General features: G+C 66.1%; 11 protein-coding genes. 1 reads left to right on the forward strand and 10 read right to left on the reverse strand.

Annotated features, from left to right (window positions below; translation table 11 throughout):
- Positions 1-57 precede the first annotated feature (57 nt).
- The 6 genes from VVS03_RS04125 to VVS03_RS04150 all read right to left on the reverse strand — a co-directional run bounded on the left by VVS03_RS04125 (position 58) and on the right by VVS03_RS04150 (position 9,618).
- Positions 58-1,068 carry an HNH endonuclease signature motif containing protein gene (locus VVS03_RS04125; protein ID WP_368534101.1) on the reverse strand — a complete coding sequence of 337 codons (1,011 nt, stop codon included), beginning with the start codon at positions 1,066-1,068 and terminating at the stop codon, positions 58-60.
- 238 nt (positions 1,069-1,306) lie between these two features.
- Positions 1,307-2,095, reverse strand: a complete 789-nt coding sequence (narI, locus tag VVS03_RS04130) for a respiratory nitrate reductase subunit gamma (RefSeq protein ID WP_368519661.1) — start codon at positions 2,093-2,095, stop codon at positions 1,307-1,309.
- Positions 2,096-2,104: 9 nt separating this feature from the next.
- Entirely contained in the window at positions 2,105-2,908 is an 804-nt protein-coding gene (gene narJ, locus VVS03_RS04135; protein ID WP_368534100.1) for a nitrate reductase molybdenum cofactor assembly chaperone, read from the reverse strand.
- A 12-nt stretch (positions 2,909-2,920) separates the two neighbouring features.
- Positions 2,921-4,513, reverse strand: a complete 1,593-nt coding sequence (narH, locus tag VVS03_RS04140) for a nitrate reductase subunit beta (protein WP_368534099.1) — start codon at positions 4,511-4,513, stop codon at positions 2,921-2,923.
- Positions 4,513-8,253, reverse strand: coding sequence for a nitrate reductase subunit alpha (locus VVS03_RS04145; RefSeq protein ID WP_368534098.1), 3,741 nt, complete (start codon positions 8,251-8,253; stop codon positions 4,513-4,515). The genes narH and VVS03_RS04145 overlap by 1 nt, the downstream gene beginning before the upstream one ends.
- A 30-nt stretch (positions 8,254-8,283) precedes the next feature.
- Positions 8,284-9,618, reverse strand: coding sequence for an MFS transporter (locus VVS03_RS04150; protein WP_368521059.1), 1,335 nt, complete (start codon positions 9,616-9,618; stop codon positions 8,284-8,286).
- 248 nt (positions 9,619-9,866) lie between these two features.
- Between VVS03_RS04150 and VVS03_RS04155 the strand changes: the two genes are divergently transcribed.
- Positions 9,867-10,343 (forward strand): molybdopterin-binding protein, encoded by a 477-nt coding sequence (locus tag VVS03_RS04155; RefSeq protein ID WP_368521060.1) that lies wholly within the window; start codon positions 9,867-9,869, stop codon positions 10,341-10,343.
- Here VVS03_RS04155 and VVS03_RS04160 read toward each other — a convergent pair.
- From VVS03_RS04160 to moaA, 4 genes are read right to left on the reverse strand one after another with little or no spacing between them, the layout of a single operon-like run.
- A complete protein-coding gene (locus VVS03_RS04160) occupies positions 10,293-10,904 on the reverse strand; it encodes a molybdenum cofactor guanylyltransferase (protein WP_368519667.1) in 612 nt (203 codons plus the stop codon). The genes VVS03_RS04155 and VVS03_RS04160 overlap by 51 nt on opposite strands.
- A gap of 3 nt (positions 10,905-10,907) precedes the next feature.
- Positions 10,908-11,387, reverse strand: a complete 480-nt coding sequence (gene moaC, locus VVS03_RS04165) for a cyclic pyranopterin monophosphate synthase MoaC (RefSeq protein ID WP_368519668.1) — start codon at positions 11,385-11,387, stop codon at positions 10,908-10,910.
- A 32-nt stretch (positions 11,388-11,419) separates the two neighbouring features.
- On the reverse strand, positions 11,420-12,691 hold the full coding sequence (locus tag VVS03_RS04170) for a molybdopterin molybdotransferase MoeA (protein ID WP_368534097.1): 1,272 nt from the start codon (positions 12,689-12,691) through the stop codon (positions 11,420-11,422).
- 22 nt (positions 12,692-12,713) lie between these two features.
- Positions 12,714-13,829, reverse strand: coding sequence for a GTP 3',8-cyclase MoaA (moaA, locus tag VVS03_RS04175; protein ID WP_368534096.1), 1,116 nt, complete (start codon positions 13,827-13,829; stop codon positions 12,714-12,716).
- Positions 13,830-13,912 lie beyond the last annotated feature (83 nt).

Raw genomic sequence — 13,912 nt, forward strand, 5'->3', positions numbered from 1 at the left:
TGCGTTCTCGTTCCTTGTCCCTCGGCTGACTTCATGTCAGCCGTCAGCCGTTAGCCGTCAGCTGTTAGGGCCGCCGCCCCAGGGCGGATCCCACGTGACTTTGCCGTGTCTTCGATTGACCCTTCCGTGTCTGGGGTAGGCCGGGTCGTCATCATTCCAAGAGTTGTGGAACTCGCACAACAAGGTGAGGTTCTCTTGGTTGGTTTCACCACCATCGACCCACGGGTGGATGTGGTGGACCTGGCACTCATCGGCCGGCTTGCGGCAGTTCGGCCACGCGCAGGTGGTGGTCTCCGCCTTCGCCATGTCTTTCTGTTTAGAGGAGGCGTGGCGCTGGTAGCGGTACTGGTTGACCGGACCCCGCCTCGGGTCCACCAGGGTGGCCAGGCCCGCATCCAACAAGCATTGGCGGACGTATTCGGCCCCGGTCATGGTGGTGCCGTTGGTTAGCTGCAGGGTGATTTCGTCCCCGTCACCGGCAAGGATGCGTACCCAGTCGGGCAGGGGGGTGACCACGTGCGTGGCCTTCTGTTGCTTGTTCAGCCCGCCGCTAAACAGGGCCTCGACGTCGGGGATGGTCTTAATTGATGCCCAGAGGTTTTCCACCAACTCCGGATCACCGGTAACAGAAAAAGTGCTGGGCCCATCCTTGCGGCGGGTGACCCGCACGCCTTCGGCCGGCGGTGCCGGGCGGTTGAGCTCCAGGACTTTTTGGTTGGCCAGTCGGCGCAGCTGCTTGGTGGTGCCAGGAGTGTTGCACAGTTCGATGAGCATCGCCCAGGCCTCGCCCTGGTTGCGCACCCGCCGGAAGGCGTTGTCTAACACCAGCAAAGTATCTAAGTGGTGTCCGGATTCCGCGGCGCCTTTCCTCGCGGCGGCTTGCTTCCTCGTGTAGGTGGTGTGTCCGAAGAAGGTCTGGCAGGCGCGGTAGTGGGCGGCCGCGGCAACGTCGGACATGACAGCCTTCAGGGCAGGCAGGCTCAGCTCGCGGCACAGGCCCAAGTAGGAGATCCCGTCCGCGAAGATGGAGTGCGCTGCTTTCAAAGTGTCCATGGCTGTCGTCGTCATGCCCCACACGCTAGAAGCCCGGCTCAACCCCTACAAGGCCCGGAAACCCAATCTGTGGATAACTCGGGACAAAGTAGCCATCCTGCACGGACCCCGAAACAGCCGAAAACGCCCGTTTTTGCGGTGCCACCTGCCTAAGGGCCGAAAAATGGTGCAATGTGACCAGGTAGCCGCAGGGAGGCATCGTTAGGCACAAAAATGGCCCCCGCACGCGGCGGGGGCTGTGGACAATTCCGGTCTAGGCGCCGTGGGACGGCGTTTCGTTCTTATCCAACTGCGCGCGGTGGGAACGCACCGGCTCCCAAGCGACGTGGCGGCGCATGTCCGTGGTGCGCTGGTCGCGGGAACGGTAGACCACGTACGGGCGCGTCACGTACCCGACGGGCGCGGAGAAGGCGTGCACCAGGCGGGTAAACGGCCAGACGGCGATGATGGTAAAGCCCGCCAGGACGTGGACCTTGAACTGCCACGGCACATCGGCCATCAGCTCGGGCTGGATGTTAAAGATGAGAAGGTTACGCAGCCAGGGCGCGATGGTCTCGCGGTAGTCATAGCCATGGGTGCCGGCCAGGTCGAAAAGCTGCAGAGTAAAGGTCGCGATGGACCCGGACAGCAGAGCCAGCCCCAGCAGGACGTACATGACCTTGTCGGACGTGGAGGTCGACAGGAAGACGGAACGGTTGACCACGCGGCGGTAGACCAGCCCAGCAAAACCGAGCAGCACGGCGACCGCCGCGAGCGAGCCGGGGATGGTGGCGATCCAGTGGTAGACGTGGTCGCTGATGCCGACGGCGCGGGTCCAGGACTTGGGCATCGCTAGCCCCATGAGGTGGCCGATGATGACGAAGACCATGCCCCAATGGAACAGCGGGGAAGACAGGCGCAGCAGCTTGGACTCGTAGATCTGGGTCGAATGGGTAGTCCACCCGAACTGGTCGGAACGCCAACGCCAGAAAATACCGACGACGAACGCGGCTATCGCGAGCCAGGGGAACGCTCCCCAGAGAAAGTTGTTGAAAGTATCCATGGAAAGTCCTTAGACCGAATTCGGCTGAGCGGTTGGGAAGGGCAGATCCGCGATCCCGACCATCTCAGCGGGTGGGCCGGTGCGAATGAGAGCGACGTATTTCTGGGCGGTGTCCGGGTCGACCTTGGGCAAAGACTTGCACAGGGCCGTCACCAGGCTCAGGTAGGGCGAGTTGACGTGGCCGAGGGCGGCGCGCAGCACCTCGATGCCCTCCCGGTAGCTAGCCACCATCTCCACGGCGCTGTCGTGGTCCTCGCTGAGCGCGAGGGCCTCCAAGACGACGCAGAGGTGGTCGGGCAGTTCCTCGTCGCTAACGACGAAGCCGAGGGCTTCGAGCTGCTGGCGGAAGGACAAGATAGCCATGCCGCGCTGCCGGGTGTCGCCGACCGCGTAGTAGGACAGGAAAAGCGAGCAGCGACGTCGCTGGTCGAAGGTCTCGACGTAGTGCTCCTCCATCCCGCGCACCCCGGCGGAGCGGGCCCAGGTGGCGAAGTCCACGAAATCGCTGGCGATGGCCAGCGGCAGCTGATCCAGCTGCTCCTCGACGGTCTCGAGCCGCTGCAGGAAATCCGGCTGCGGGTAATTGAGCAGCACCGAGACTGCCATGGCGATAATGCGGCGCTGGTCGACCGAGACTTTCACCGGGGCGATGAACTCGTCGGGGAGCTTGCCGGTGTGGGTCCGGATGGCGCGCTCGACGTCCTTGGCGCCGCCGCCGCTACCGATGCCGGCTGGGGTGCCGAATCCGGCCACGGCATCGTCGGCCGGGGGCCGGCTGGGGGTGCGGCGGGCGAGTTTTTCAAAGATATTCATGGCTGGCCTCGCTTAATTCCTCGGCGGGAACATGGAATCGGGACGGTCCCCGGTCCAGGACAGGAGGGAGACCTTGCCGCTGGGCGCGCTGCCGTGGGTGCAGGCTTCCGGCGCCCCCATGCCCAGGTCTTGGAACGTGTCTTTCAGGTTGCGGGCCGGGTCGACGCCGCCGAAGGGATCCAGCGAGCTGATGCCGCGCGGGGTCTCGGGGGAGGCGGTGGGGATGACGTAGCGGTCGTCGTACTTGGCGATGGAGAGCAGGCGGTACATCTCCTGCATCGTGCGCCCGTCCATGCCGACCGCCTGCGCGATTTCCTCCTGCGGTTCGTTGCCCAGGTTGATGTCGCGCATATACGAGCGCATGGCCACCAGCCGGCGCAGCGCCTTTTCCACCGGGACCGGGTCGCCGGCGGTGAACAGGCCCGCCAGGTAGTCCAGCGGGATGCGCATGCGCGACAGGGCGGTAAACAGGATCTTGTGGTCCTCGCCGTCGTTGCCGGAGGCGGTCACCTGATCGACGATGGGTGAGAGCGGCGGGATGTACCAGACCATGGGCAGCGTGCGGTACTCCGGGTGCAGCGGCAGCGCGACCCCGTACTTGAAGATGAGGTCGTAGATGGGGGAGTTCTGTGCTGCGTCGATCCAGGAGTGCGGGATGCCCTCGCGCTGGGCGGCCTTGACTACCTCGGGGTCGTGGGGGTCGAGCATGACCGACTTCTGGGCCTCCAGGAGGTCCTGTGGGTCCTCGGTGGCGGCGGCTTCGGCGACGCGGTCGGCGTCGTAGAGGATGACGCCCAGGTAGCGCAGGCGGCCCACGCAGGTCTCCGAGCACACCGTGGGCTGGCCGACCTCGATGCGCGGGTAGCACAGCGTGCACTTTTCGGCCTTACCCGTCTTGTGGTTGAAGTAGACCTTCTTGTACGGGCAGCCGGAGACACACATGCGCCAGCCGCGGCAGGCGTCCTGGTCGACCAGCACGATGCCGTCCTCGGTGCGCTTGTACATCGCGCCGGACGGGCAGGAGGACACGCACGTCGGGTTCATGCAGTGCTCGCAGATGCGCGGCAGGTAGAACATGAACGTGTCTTCGATCTCCTTCTTCACGTCCAGGTTCATCTCGTGCAGGACCGGGTCGTTGTCCATGGTGGCAGTCGACCCGCCCAGGTTGTCGTCCCAGTTGGAGGACCACTCGACCTTCTCGATGGGGCGGCCGTCGATCTGGGAGACCGGCTTGGCTGTCGGCTGGGTCTTCTGCCCGGCCTTGGCGCCCATCAGGTCCTCGTACTGGTAGCTCCACGGCTCGTAGTAGTCCTGGATGGTCGGCAGGTTAGGGTTGTGGAACAGGGTCGCCAGTTTCTTGAGCCGGCCGCCGGCCTTGGGCTTGAGCTTGCCGGAACTGGTGCGCTCCCAGCCGCCCTTCCACTTCTCCTGGTCCTCCCAGCCACGCGGGTAGCCGACGCCGGGCTTGGTTTCGACGTTGTTGAACCAGATGTACTCGGTGCCTTCACGGTTGGTCCATGCCTGCTTACAGGTCACGGAACAGGTGTGGCAGCCGATGCACTTGTCGAGGTTCATGATCATTGAGATCTGAGCCATGACCTTCATTAGTAAGACACCTCCTGGGAACGGCGGCGGACGCGGGTGACCTCGTCGCGGTTATTGCCGGTGGGCCCGATGTAGTTGAAGTGGTAGGTAAGTTGGCCGTAGCCGCCCGCGATGTGGACCGGCTTGATGGAAATGCGCGTCAGCGAGTTGTGGGTGCCGCCGCGACGGCCGGTGTGCTCGTTGAGCGGGGTGCCGACGGTGCGCTCCTGCGCGTGGTTGCACAGCATGGTGCCTTCCGGGATGCGGTGGGAGACGATGGCGCGGGCGCTGACGACGCCATTGCGGTTGTAGACCTCGACCCACTCGTTGTCCTTAACGCCGATCTTTTCGGCGTCCTTGTCGGACATCCAGACCACTTGGCCACCGCGGGAGATGGACAAAACGTGCAGGTTGTCGAAGTACTGCGAGTGGATGGACCACTTGTTGTGGGTGGTCAGGTAGCGCAGGGTGACCTCTGCCTCGCCGCGCTCGTTGCTCAGCGTCTGGCCGGGGGCGTGCTCGCCGTGCAGGTGGACGTGGTCCAGCGGCGGGCGGAACACGGGCAGGGATTCGCCGTAGTCCATGAACCAGTCGTGGTCGAGGTAGTAGTGCATCCGGCCCGTGAGCGTGTGCCAGGGCTTGTCGAACTCGACGTTGATGGAAAAGGCCGTGTACCGGCGCTTGTTGCGCTTGTCGGCGGTCCACTCCGGCGAGGTGATGACCTCGGTGGGGCGCTCCTTGATGGAGTCCCAGGTGATGTGGACGTCCGCATCGGAAGCGCCCAGCGGGGTGAGATCCTTGCCGGTGCGCGAGGACAGGAACTCGAAGCCCTGCTGCGCCAACTCGCCGTTGGAGACGCCGGACAGGTGCAGGATGGCGTCGATGACCTTGGTGTCCTTGGTCAGATCGATGAGCTCGCCCTGGGAGGTCTGCGAGGTGCCGCAGATGAGCTCGAGCTCCTTGACCTGCTTATCCACGTTGAACTTGGTGCCGTGGACGCCGGTGCCGGCCTTCGCGGGCAGCGGGCCGAGGTGCGCCCACTTTTCGTAGATGCGCGTGTAGTCGCGCTCGACGACGTGTAGCTTCGGCATCGTTACGCCGGGGACCAGCCCGACCTCGTCGATGTCCGGGACAATGCCGTTGGGCATGCCCAGCTCGTCCGGGGTGTCGTGGTGGCTCGGCTGGGTGATGACGTCGCGCTGGGTGCCCAGCCACTTGACGGCCTTGTCGGAGAGCGCGGCGGCCAGGTCCTGGAAGACCTCGAAGTCGGTGCGCGCCTCCCACGGCGGGTTGATGGCCGCGTTGAAGGAGTGCAGGTAGGGGTGCATGTCGGTCGAGGACATGTCGTGCTTTTCGTACCAGGTGGCAGCCGGCAGCACGATGTCGGAGACCAGCGTGGTCGAGGTGTTGCGGAAGTCCGTGGTCAGCATCAGGTCGAGCTTGCCCTCGGGGGCCTTATCGACCCACTTGATGGTGCGCGGGCGCTGCTCCGGGGAAAGCTCTTCGGCGGTAGCGTCCGAGTCGATGCCCAACAGGTGACGGAGGAAGAACTCCGTGCCCTTGGCCGAGGAGCCCAGCAGGTTGGTGCGCCAGTTGAGCAGGATGCGCGGCCAGTTTTCTTCCGCCGAGGGGTTGTCGTGGGCGAACTCCAGGTCGCCCTTTTCCAACTGCTGGACCACGTAGTCGTTGATGTCCAGGCCGGCGGCGTCCGCCTCGTCGGCCAGCAGCAGGCAGTTGCGGTTGAACTGCGGGTATGCGGGCATCCAGCCGCGGCGCATGGCCTCGGACATAGTGTCGGAGACCATCTTGTCGCCGATCGCCCCGCGGCTGGCCAGCGGGGAGCCCAGCTGGGAAGCGCGCGAGTTGTCGTAGCGGTACTGTTCGGTGGCGAAGTAGTAGAAGCCGGTGGAAATCATGTGGCGCGGGGGACGCTGCCAGTCGGTGGCCATGGCCCACTGGGTCCAGCCGTTGACTGGGCGCAGCTTCTCTTGGCCGACGTAGTGCGCCCAGCCGCCGCCGTTGACGCCCTGGGTGCCGCACATCGAGGTCAGCGCTAGGAAGGTGCGGTAGATGTTGTCGGCGTGGAAGTAGTGGTTCACGCCCGCGCCCATGATGATCTGGGAACGCCCCTGCGAATCCGCGGCGTTCTGCGCGAATTCCCGGCCGATGCGGATGGCCGCGGCGGCGGGGACGCCGGTGAGCTCTTCCTGCCAGGCCGGGGTGCCGACCTCGCTGGCGTCGTCGAAGCCGGTCGGCCAGCTACCCGGCAGGTTCAGGTCCTCGCGCGGGACGCCGTAGTGGGCGAGCATGATGTCGTAGACGGTGGTGACCAGCTTGCCGTTGACCTCGCGCACGGGCACGCCGCGGTGGACCACCCCGGCGCCAACCGGCTTGCCGGTGCCGATATCGGCCGGGTCGGTATCCAGGTCGAAGCGCGGGAAGAGGACCTCGGCGGTGGAGAAAGAATCCGTCTCCGCCACGGACATGACGGGGTCGACGCCGTCGAGGGAGAGGTTCCACTTGGCAGAATCCATGTCCCAGCGATCGGCGACGGTGCCGCCCGGATCGACCACGCGGCCGTCTTCTTCCATGACCAGGCCACGGTGCGTGGCGTTGGGGCTGTCGGCCAGGGCGGCATCGTTAGTCTGGGAGGCCGTGAAGAACTTGCCGGGGGTATAGGTCCCGTCTTCGCGCTGGTCGAGGGAGACCAGGAACGGTGCGTCGGTGTACTTGCGCATGTAGTTCAGGAAGTACGGCTCTTGGCGGTCGACGTGGAAGGTCTTGAGGATGACGTGGCCCATGGCAAAGGCCAAGGCGGCGTCGGTACCCGGCTCGATACGGGCCCATTCGTCGGCGAATTTGGTGTTGTCGGCGAAGTCGGGGGAGACCACCACGACCTTGGTGCCCTTGTAGCGGGCCTCGACCATGAAGTGGGCGTCCGGGGTGCGCGTGACCGGGATGTTGGAGCCCCACATCATCAGGTAGGAGGAGTTGTACCAGTCGCCGGATTCGGGGACGTCGGTCTGGTCGCCGAAAGTCTGCGGGGAGGCCGGCGGCAGGTCCGCGTACCAGTCGTAGAAGGACAGGGCGACGCCGCCGATCATCTGCAGGAAGCGGCTGCCGGCGCCGTAAGAGACCTGGCTCATCGCCGGGATAACCGTGAAGCCGTTAATGCGGTCGGGGCCGTACTTGCGGATGGTGTAGACGTGCGCGGCCGAGGCCATGTCGATGGCCTCCTCGTAGGAGATGCGGATAAGTCCGCCTTTGCCGCGCTGGGAGATATACGCCCGGCGCTTGTCGGGGTCTTCCTGGATGGCCTTCCAAGCGAGCACCGAGTCGCCGTGCTTCTGCTTTTCCTCGCGGAACATGTCCACCAGAACGCCGCGGGCGTACGGGTAGCGCACGCGGGTCGGGGAGTAGGTGTACCAGGAAAAGGAGGCGCCGCGGGGGCAGCCGCGGGGCTCGTATTCCGGGGTGTCCGGGCCCGTGGTGGGGTAGTCGACGGCCTGGGACTCCCAGGTGATGACGCCGTCCTTGACGTAGACCTTCCAGGAACAGGAGCCGGTGCAGTTCACGCCGTGGGTGGAGCGGACCATCTTGTCGAAGGCCCAGCGGTTGCGGTAGAAGACGTCGGCCTGCCGGCCGCCCTGCAAAAAGACCTGTTGGCCGGAAGCCGAGGCCTCGCCGCGGCGCAGGTAAGCGCCCAGTTTAAATAGCGGGTTGAGCTTGCCGTTTTCGGGAGCGGGGACGTGAGTAGTCATGGGGGTAAAACTCTCTGTTGGGTGCGGGGTTTAGCCAGGGTACGGGGCGTTCGGGCGGGCGTAGAAGACCCAGACCAGGACCGTGGTGATGGCGAAGTAGACCACGCAGCCCCAGAAGAAGGCGGCCATGGGCATAACCGACAGGAGCATGCCGACGACGAACGGGCCGAAGGCGCCGATGGCGCCGGTCCAGCCGACCACGCCGCCTGCCTGGCGGGGCGGGAGGATCATCGGCATCTGCTTGAAGGTGCCGGCGTTAGCCAGGCCGGTGAAGAAGAACATGATGAGCATGCCCGCCAGGAACCACCAGAACTGGTCCGGGGAATCCGGGTTCAAAAACAGCGCGGAGAACGCGGTGAAGATGGTCATGCCTAGGCAGCCGATGAAGGTCCAGATGGCGCCGCCGAACTTGTCGCAGAGCGGGCCCCAGAGTGCGCGCACGAGGGCGCCGAGCAGCGGGCCAATGAAGGCGAAGGCGGCGCCGCGGGGCAGGTCGTCGGGGTTCATGACCTCGGCGAACTTGGAGGTCTGGCCGTAGAGGTCGTTGATCATCAGGGCGAACTGGGCGGCGAAGCCGGAGAAGGCGCCGAAGCTCATCAGGTAGACGACGGTGAGTACCCAGGTGTTGATGTTGCCGAAAATGTCGATCTGCTGGCGGAAGTTCGCCTTGACCGGCACGTCCTTGAGCAGCGTCCAGGCCAGCACGGCCATAACGATGGTCCAGGGCACGAAGAAGATGGCCGGGGAGTGGACGAAGATCGCGGTCTGGTCGGGCAGGCGCTGTGGGGCGACGAAGCCGATGCCGATGAGGCTGAAGCCCATCAGCCACGGGGCGACCAGTTGGATGAAGGAGATGCCGAAGTTGCCCAGGCCGGCCTGCAGGCCGAGCGCGGTGCCGGACATCCGCTTCGGGAAGAAGTAGCCGGTCGACGGCATGAGGCCGGAGAAGACGCCGCCGCCAATGCCGGAGGCAAAAGAGATGGCGAGCAGCTCAGCGAAGGAGGCATCGGGGCGCTGCACGACCGAGAACCAGCCGAACATCGGCAGCAGGAACAGCAGCGCGGAGAAGGTCACCAGCTTGCGGGTGCCGAGCACCGGCGGCAGGAACATGAAGACCAGGCGGAAAAGCCCGCAGGCGAGTCCCGAGACCGCGGTGAGCGCGTAGAGCTGGCCGGAGCTGAGATCGAAGCCGATCTCGTTGAGGATGGGCGCGATGGCGGAGACCAGATACCATGCGGCAAAGCCGATGAACAGGGTGGTCGTCGAAATAATGAGCGTGCGCCAGGCAATCTTGGAGTCCCAGTGCTCGGAATCCTCTGGATCCCAGCCCTGGATGACTTTGCCTGAGGTGTCTAGCTGAGTCATGGGGTGTCCTCAAAACATCTCGAAGGAATAGCTGAATATCAATCTATCGAGTATTAGACTCAGAAGAGGAATTTGTACGGAAGAATCTGGGTTTATTTAGGAAACGTTAATGTTGCACATTTCCTTGCCTTCCGGTTCGTGCTGCGTAAGCCGCTGAGGGTTCCCTTAGCTGGGAAAATAATTCCCACAGTGATTTTTCTCACGGGTGTAGTAGAGGAGGTGGCAGAATGGGACGCCAGGAGGCACCAATGCCTGAGTTGCAGGCCGCAGTCATCGTCGCGTCGAACCGCATCAAGGAGGGCACAAAGCCCAACAAGGCAGGTCAACGCGCGGTGGAGCTATTGACCAACCACGGCGTGGAGGTCACGCTGAAGCAATGCCTCAACGAGGGAGCCGCGAACTTAAGGCCAGCGCTGAGTCAGGCAATTGAGGCAGGCACCGACGTGGTGCTCGTTATCGGCGCGACGGGGATTTCTCGCGATAACGACACCCCGGAGGTCACGGAAGAATTCATCGCGGCGCGTATGTGGGGGCTGGAGACTCAGGTCCTGCTGGAGGGCCTGAAAAACTCGCCCCGGGCGGGCTTGTGCCGGGGCATCATCGGCGTTACCGCGTGCCCGCCGGGGACCTTGCTGGTCAATTCCGCGTCTTCGGTCGGGGCGGTCGAGGACACGCTAGCGGTTGTCCTGCCCCTGCTGAAGGACATCTTCCGCGAATGCCGCTAGCTCCTGGGGAGTGTCGTAGTCGCGCTCGGCGCCGGTGCCGGGGACTTCGATAACCCGGGAGCTGTGGCGCGCCTGGCGCAGCAGCCGGCGGGCGGAGGTGTTGTGCACGCCCGGCAGCCCGGCGAGCGCGCGGCGCAGGTGGTCGGCCTTCCACAGCGAGCACAGCGGCTGCAGGAAGCCGTCGGCGCTGCGGACGATGGCGGCGTCGGCATCATCGGCCATAAGCCCTTGCCAGAGGGCGGGGAGGAGCTGGGCGGAATCCGGGGCATCGACGCTCAGGACGGCGATGTAGTCGCTGTGCAGGGCCTGTGCACCGCGCGCGATGCCGGCGACGGGGCCGCCGAAGAGCGGGTTCTCGCAGACCTGCGGCAGGCCCAGGGGATAGGGCGAGACCACGATGCGCTTGCAGTGGTAGGGCAGCTGGCCCAGCACGCGGTCGACGAGTCGCTGTCCGGAAACGCGCAGGCTGGCCTTGTCGACCCCGCCCATGCGGCGGCCCCGGCCGCCGGCCAAGACGAGGACGCCGAGCTGGCCGGTAAGGGGACAAGCAGGCAGAGCCATGGCTTAGGCCTCCGGCAGGGTACGGGACCAGTCGCCGGAGCGCCCGCCGGACTTGGCGACGATTCCCGTCCGCCGGATGAAGGCGGAACGGTCCACGCCCTTGACCATGTCGATTACCGCCAGCGCGGCGACGTTCACCGCGGTCAGGGCCTCCATCTCCACGCCGGTGCGGTCCGCGGTGCGCACGGTGGCCGAAATCGCCACGCAATCATCCTTAAGCTCCAGGTCGACGCGGCAGCCGTGCACGCCGATGGTGTGGGCGAGCGGCAGCAGCTCCGGGACCTTCTTGGCCGCCGCGATGCCGGCCACTCGTGCCACAGCCAGCACGTCGCCCTTGGGCACGGTGCCGTCGCGCAGCGCGTCCATGACCTCCCGGGAGCAGGCCACCTCGCCCTCGGCGGTGGCGGTGCGCACGGTCGGCTTCTTCTCGGTCACGTCGACCATGTAGGCCTCGCCGGCCTGGTTGAGATGCGTAAACTCCATTGCTCGTCCTTTCTCCTTTAACTAAGACTCGTCTAGAACCAGGTGATCTCGACAGTATCGCCCGCCCGCGGCCCGGCGGCGTGGGCGTCAAGGCCCACCATCCCCGCGGTGCCCGCCAGGTTAGCCACCATGTGGGAGCCCAGCCGCCGCCCGTTGAAGGGGAAGGCGGCAGGCGGGTTGTCCGCGTAGTCCACCCGGACCGGCAGCCAGGCGGGGCGGTCGCGGGTGTCCGGGAAATTCTCGCCCGCCCGGACTATCCCGCGGCGGCGCAGGGCCGGGTGCGGGTCGCCGCGGAGGGCGCGCAACGCGGGGGCGACGTAGAGGTGGAAGGAGACGAAGGTGGCCACCGGGTTGCCCGGCAGCGAGATCATTGGGGTCGAGCCCCAGATGCTTACTCCCTGCGGGGCGCCGGGCTTCTGGTCGACGTCGCCGAACCAGGCATTGCTGGCATGTGCCTGGGCGCTGGTGTGCACGATGTCGAAGGCCCCGGCCGAGACCCCGCCGCTGGTGATGATGAGATCGTGGGTCTGGGCCGCCTCCTTGGTCAGGGCGACGAAGGAATCGCTCCGGCCTGCGGCGCCGTCGCTATCCCCGGCGTGTAGGTGTGTGAGCTCGACGGGCCCGGAGTCCCGCACGAGCTGGGCCAGCATAGGCCGGTTGGAATCCGGGATCTGGCCAGGCCCCAGCGACCAGGGGCCGTCGCCCAGGCTCACGAGCTCGTCGCCGGTGGAAATCACCGCCACCCGCGGCGTACGGTGCACGGGCAGTGTGGTCAGCCCCGCGGAGTGGCAGGCGGCGATGACCCCGGGATCCACGCGGGACCCGGCACGGACGGCCGTGTCCCCGACGGCGAGGTTATCGCCGGCCCGGCGGATGTGGGCGCGGGCGGGATCGGCACCGCGGATGGTCACGGTTTCGGGCAGCGGGGTCGGCCCGGCGGGGATAGTGGTCAGCTCCACGGGCACGACCACGAGCTCCGGATCGAGGGGATCGGCGACGGGCGCGCCGGTCATGATCCGCACCGCCGTACCGGCGGGGACCTCCTGGGGCGCGCTGCCGGCCGGTACGTCGCCTGCTACCGGCAGCGTGGCCGAGCCGGAGCCCAGGTCGGCGCGGTGGACCAGGAAGCCGTCCATGGCCGAGTTGTGGAAGGCGGGCACGGGGATGCGGCAGGTGGCATCGGCGGCGCAATACTGGCCGCTGGTCAGCTCGCTCAGCGGCGTGTCCACGGCCGGGAGGGGTCGGACGAGGCTGAGGACGCGCCCGAGGTGGTCGGCGACGGAGCACGATGAAGAATGGTGCATAACGGGTTCTAGCTTAAGCTGGCTACCCGCCGATGGCGGACATCGGCCGGTCCGGCTGCAGGAAGCCCTCGTCGTTGACGCCGTGGCCGGGCAGCTTGGCCCACATCTCGCCGGCCCAGGCGGCCATGAGTTCCTCGTCGGAAGCGCCCTGGCGCATCAGATCGCGCAGGGAGGTCTCCGAGTTGCCGAAGAGGCAGTTGCGCACCGCGCCGTCGGTGGTCAGGCGGGTGCGGTCGCAGTCGCCGCAGAAGGGGTGGCTGACCGAGGCGATGATCCCCAGCTTGCCGCGCGTGCCGTCCGGGCAGGTCGCCTCCCACAGCGCGGCGGGGGCCGAGCCGCGCGGGGCGCGGGCCGGGCGCAGGTCGAACGCGGCTTTCAGGCGGTCGAGGATGTCGTCCGCGGTGACCATGGTGGAGCGGTCCCACTGCTCGCGTGGGCCCAGCGGCATCTGCTCGATAAAGCGCAGCTGCGCGCCCTTGTGCAGGGCGAAGTCGGCCAGCTCGACGATGTCGCCGTCGTTGATGCCGGGCATGACCACGGCGTTGATCTTGACGGGGTGGAGGCCGGCGGCCAGGGTGGCATCGATAGCCGCGAAGACGGAATCGAGCCGGTCGCGGCGGGTCAGCTCGGCGTAAGCCGCGTGGTTGATGGTGTCCAGCGAGATGTTGACCCGGTCGAGGCCGGCGGCCTTGAGCTTTCCGATGCGCTTGTCCAGGCCCAGCCCATTCGTCGTCAGCGCCGTGCCGGGGGCGTGGCCTTCGTCGGTGCGCAGCTTTTTGGTGGCCGCGATGATTTCTGCCAGCGACTTGCGCAGCAGCGGCTCGCCGCCGGTGAAACGGACCTGTCGGATGCCCAGGCGCTCGACGGCCAGGCGGATAAGGCGGATGGTTTCTGCGTCGTCGAGCTTGTGCTGGTTGGGCATCCAGTCCAGGCCCTCGGCGGGCATGCAGTAGGTGCACCGCAGGTTGCAGCGGTCGGTCAGGGATACCCGCAGGTCTCGGGCGACGCGACCGTATTTGTCCACCAAGGCCCGGTTGCCGTGGGCGTCGGCGGCAGGCAGGTCCGCGGCGGCCTGCGGGCGGCCGGCTACGCGCGGGGTGGGTAGCAGCACCTTCGGGGCGGAAGAACGGTCAGTCATATTCTCCCAACTCTATGCGTTGTGCGGACAGGACTACTAACCACAACGGCGCGGCTTGGTCAGCTATTCCTTTCCGAGGGCGC

It is taken from the genome of Corynebacterium sp. LK2537, from assembly GCF_040946485.1.
In the GTDB taxonomy this organism is placed as follows: Bacteria; Actinomycetota; Actinomycetes; order Mycobacteriales; family Mycobacteriaceae; genus Corynebacterium.

What these genes read in the sequence shown, in the direction of transcription:
- VVS03_RS04125 (WP_368534101.1), bottom strand. Translation starts at nt 1,068, where the DNA reads ATGACGACGACAGCCATGGACACTTTGAAAGCAGCGCACTCCATCTTC.
- narI (WP_368519661.1), bottom strand. Translation starts at nt 2,095, where the DNA reads ATGGATACTTTCAACAACTTTCTCTGGGGAGCGTTCCCCTGGCTCGCG.
- narJ (WP_368534100.1), bottom strand. Translation starts at nt 2,908, where the DNA reads ATGAATATCTTTGAAAAACTCGCCCGCCGCACCCCCAGCCGGCCCCCG.
- narH (WP_368534099.1), bottom strand. Translation starts at nt 4,513, where the DNA reads ATGAAGGTCATGGCTCAGATCTCAATGATCATGAACCTCGACAAGTGC.
- VVS03_RS04145 (WP_368534098.1), bottom strand. Translation starts at nt 8,253, where the DNA reads ATGACTACTCACGTCCCCGCTCCCGAAAACGGCAAGCTCAACCCGCTA.
- VVS03_RS04150 (WP_368521059.1), bottom strand. Translation starts at nt 9,618, where the DNA reads ATGACTCAGCTAGACACCTCAGGCAAAGTCATCCAGGGCTGGGATCCA.
- VVS03_RS04155 (WP_368521060.1), top strand. Translation starts at nt 9,867, where the DNA reads ATGCCTGAGTTGCAGGCCGCAGTCATCGTCGCGTCGAACCGCATCAAG.
- VVS03_RS04160 (WP_368519667.1), bottom strand. Translation starts at nt 10,904, where the DNA reads ATGGCTCTGCCTGCTTGTCCCCTTACCGGCCAGCTCGGCGTCCTCGTC.
- moaC (WP_368519668.1), bottom strand. Translation starts at nt 11,387, where the DNA reads ATGGAGTTTACGCATCTCAACCAGGCCGGCGAGGCCTACATGGTCGAC.
- VVS03_RS04170 (WP_368534097.1), bottom strand. Translation starts at nt 12,691, where the DNA reads ATGCACCATTCTTCATCGTGCTCCGTCGCCGACCACCTCGGGCGCGTC.
- moaA (WP_368534096.1), bottom strand. Translation starts at nt 13,829, where the DNA reads ATGACTGACCGTTCTTCCGCCCCGAAGGTGCTGCTACCCACCCCGCGC.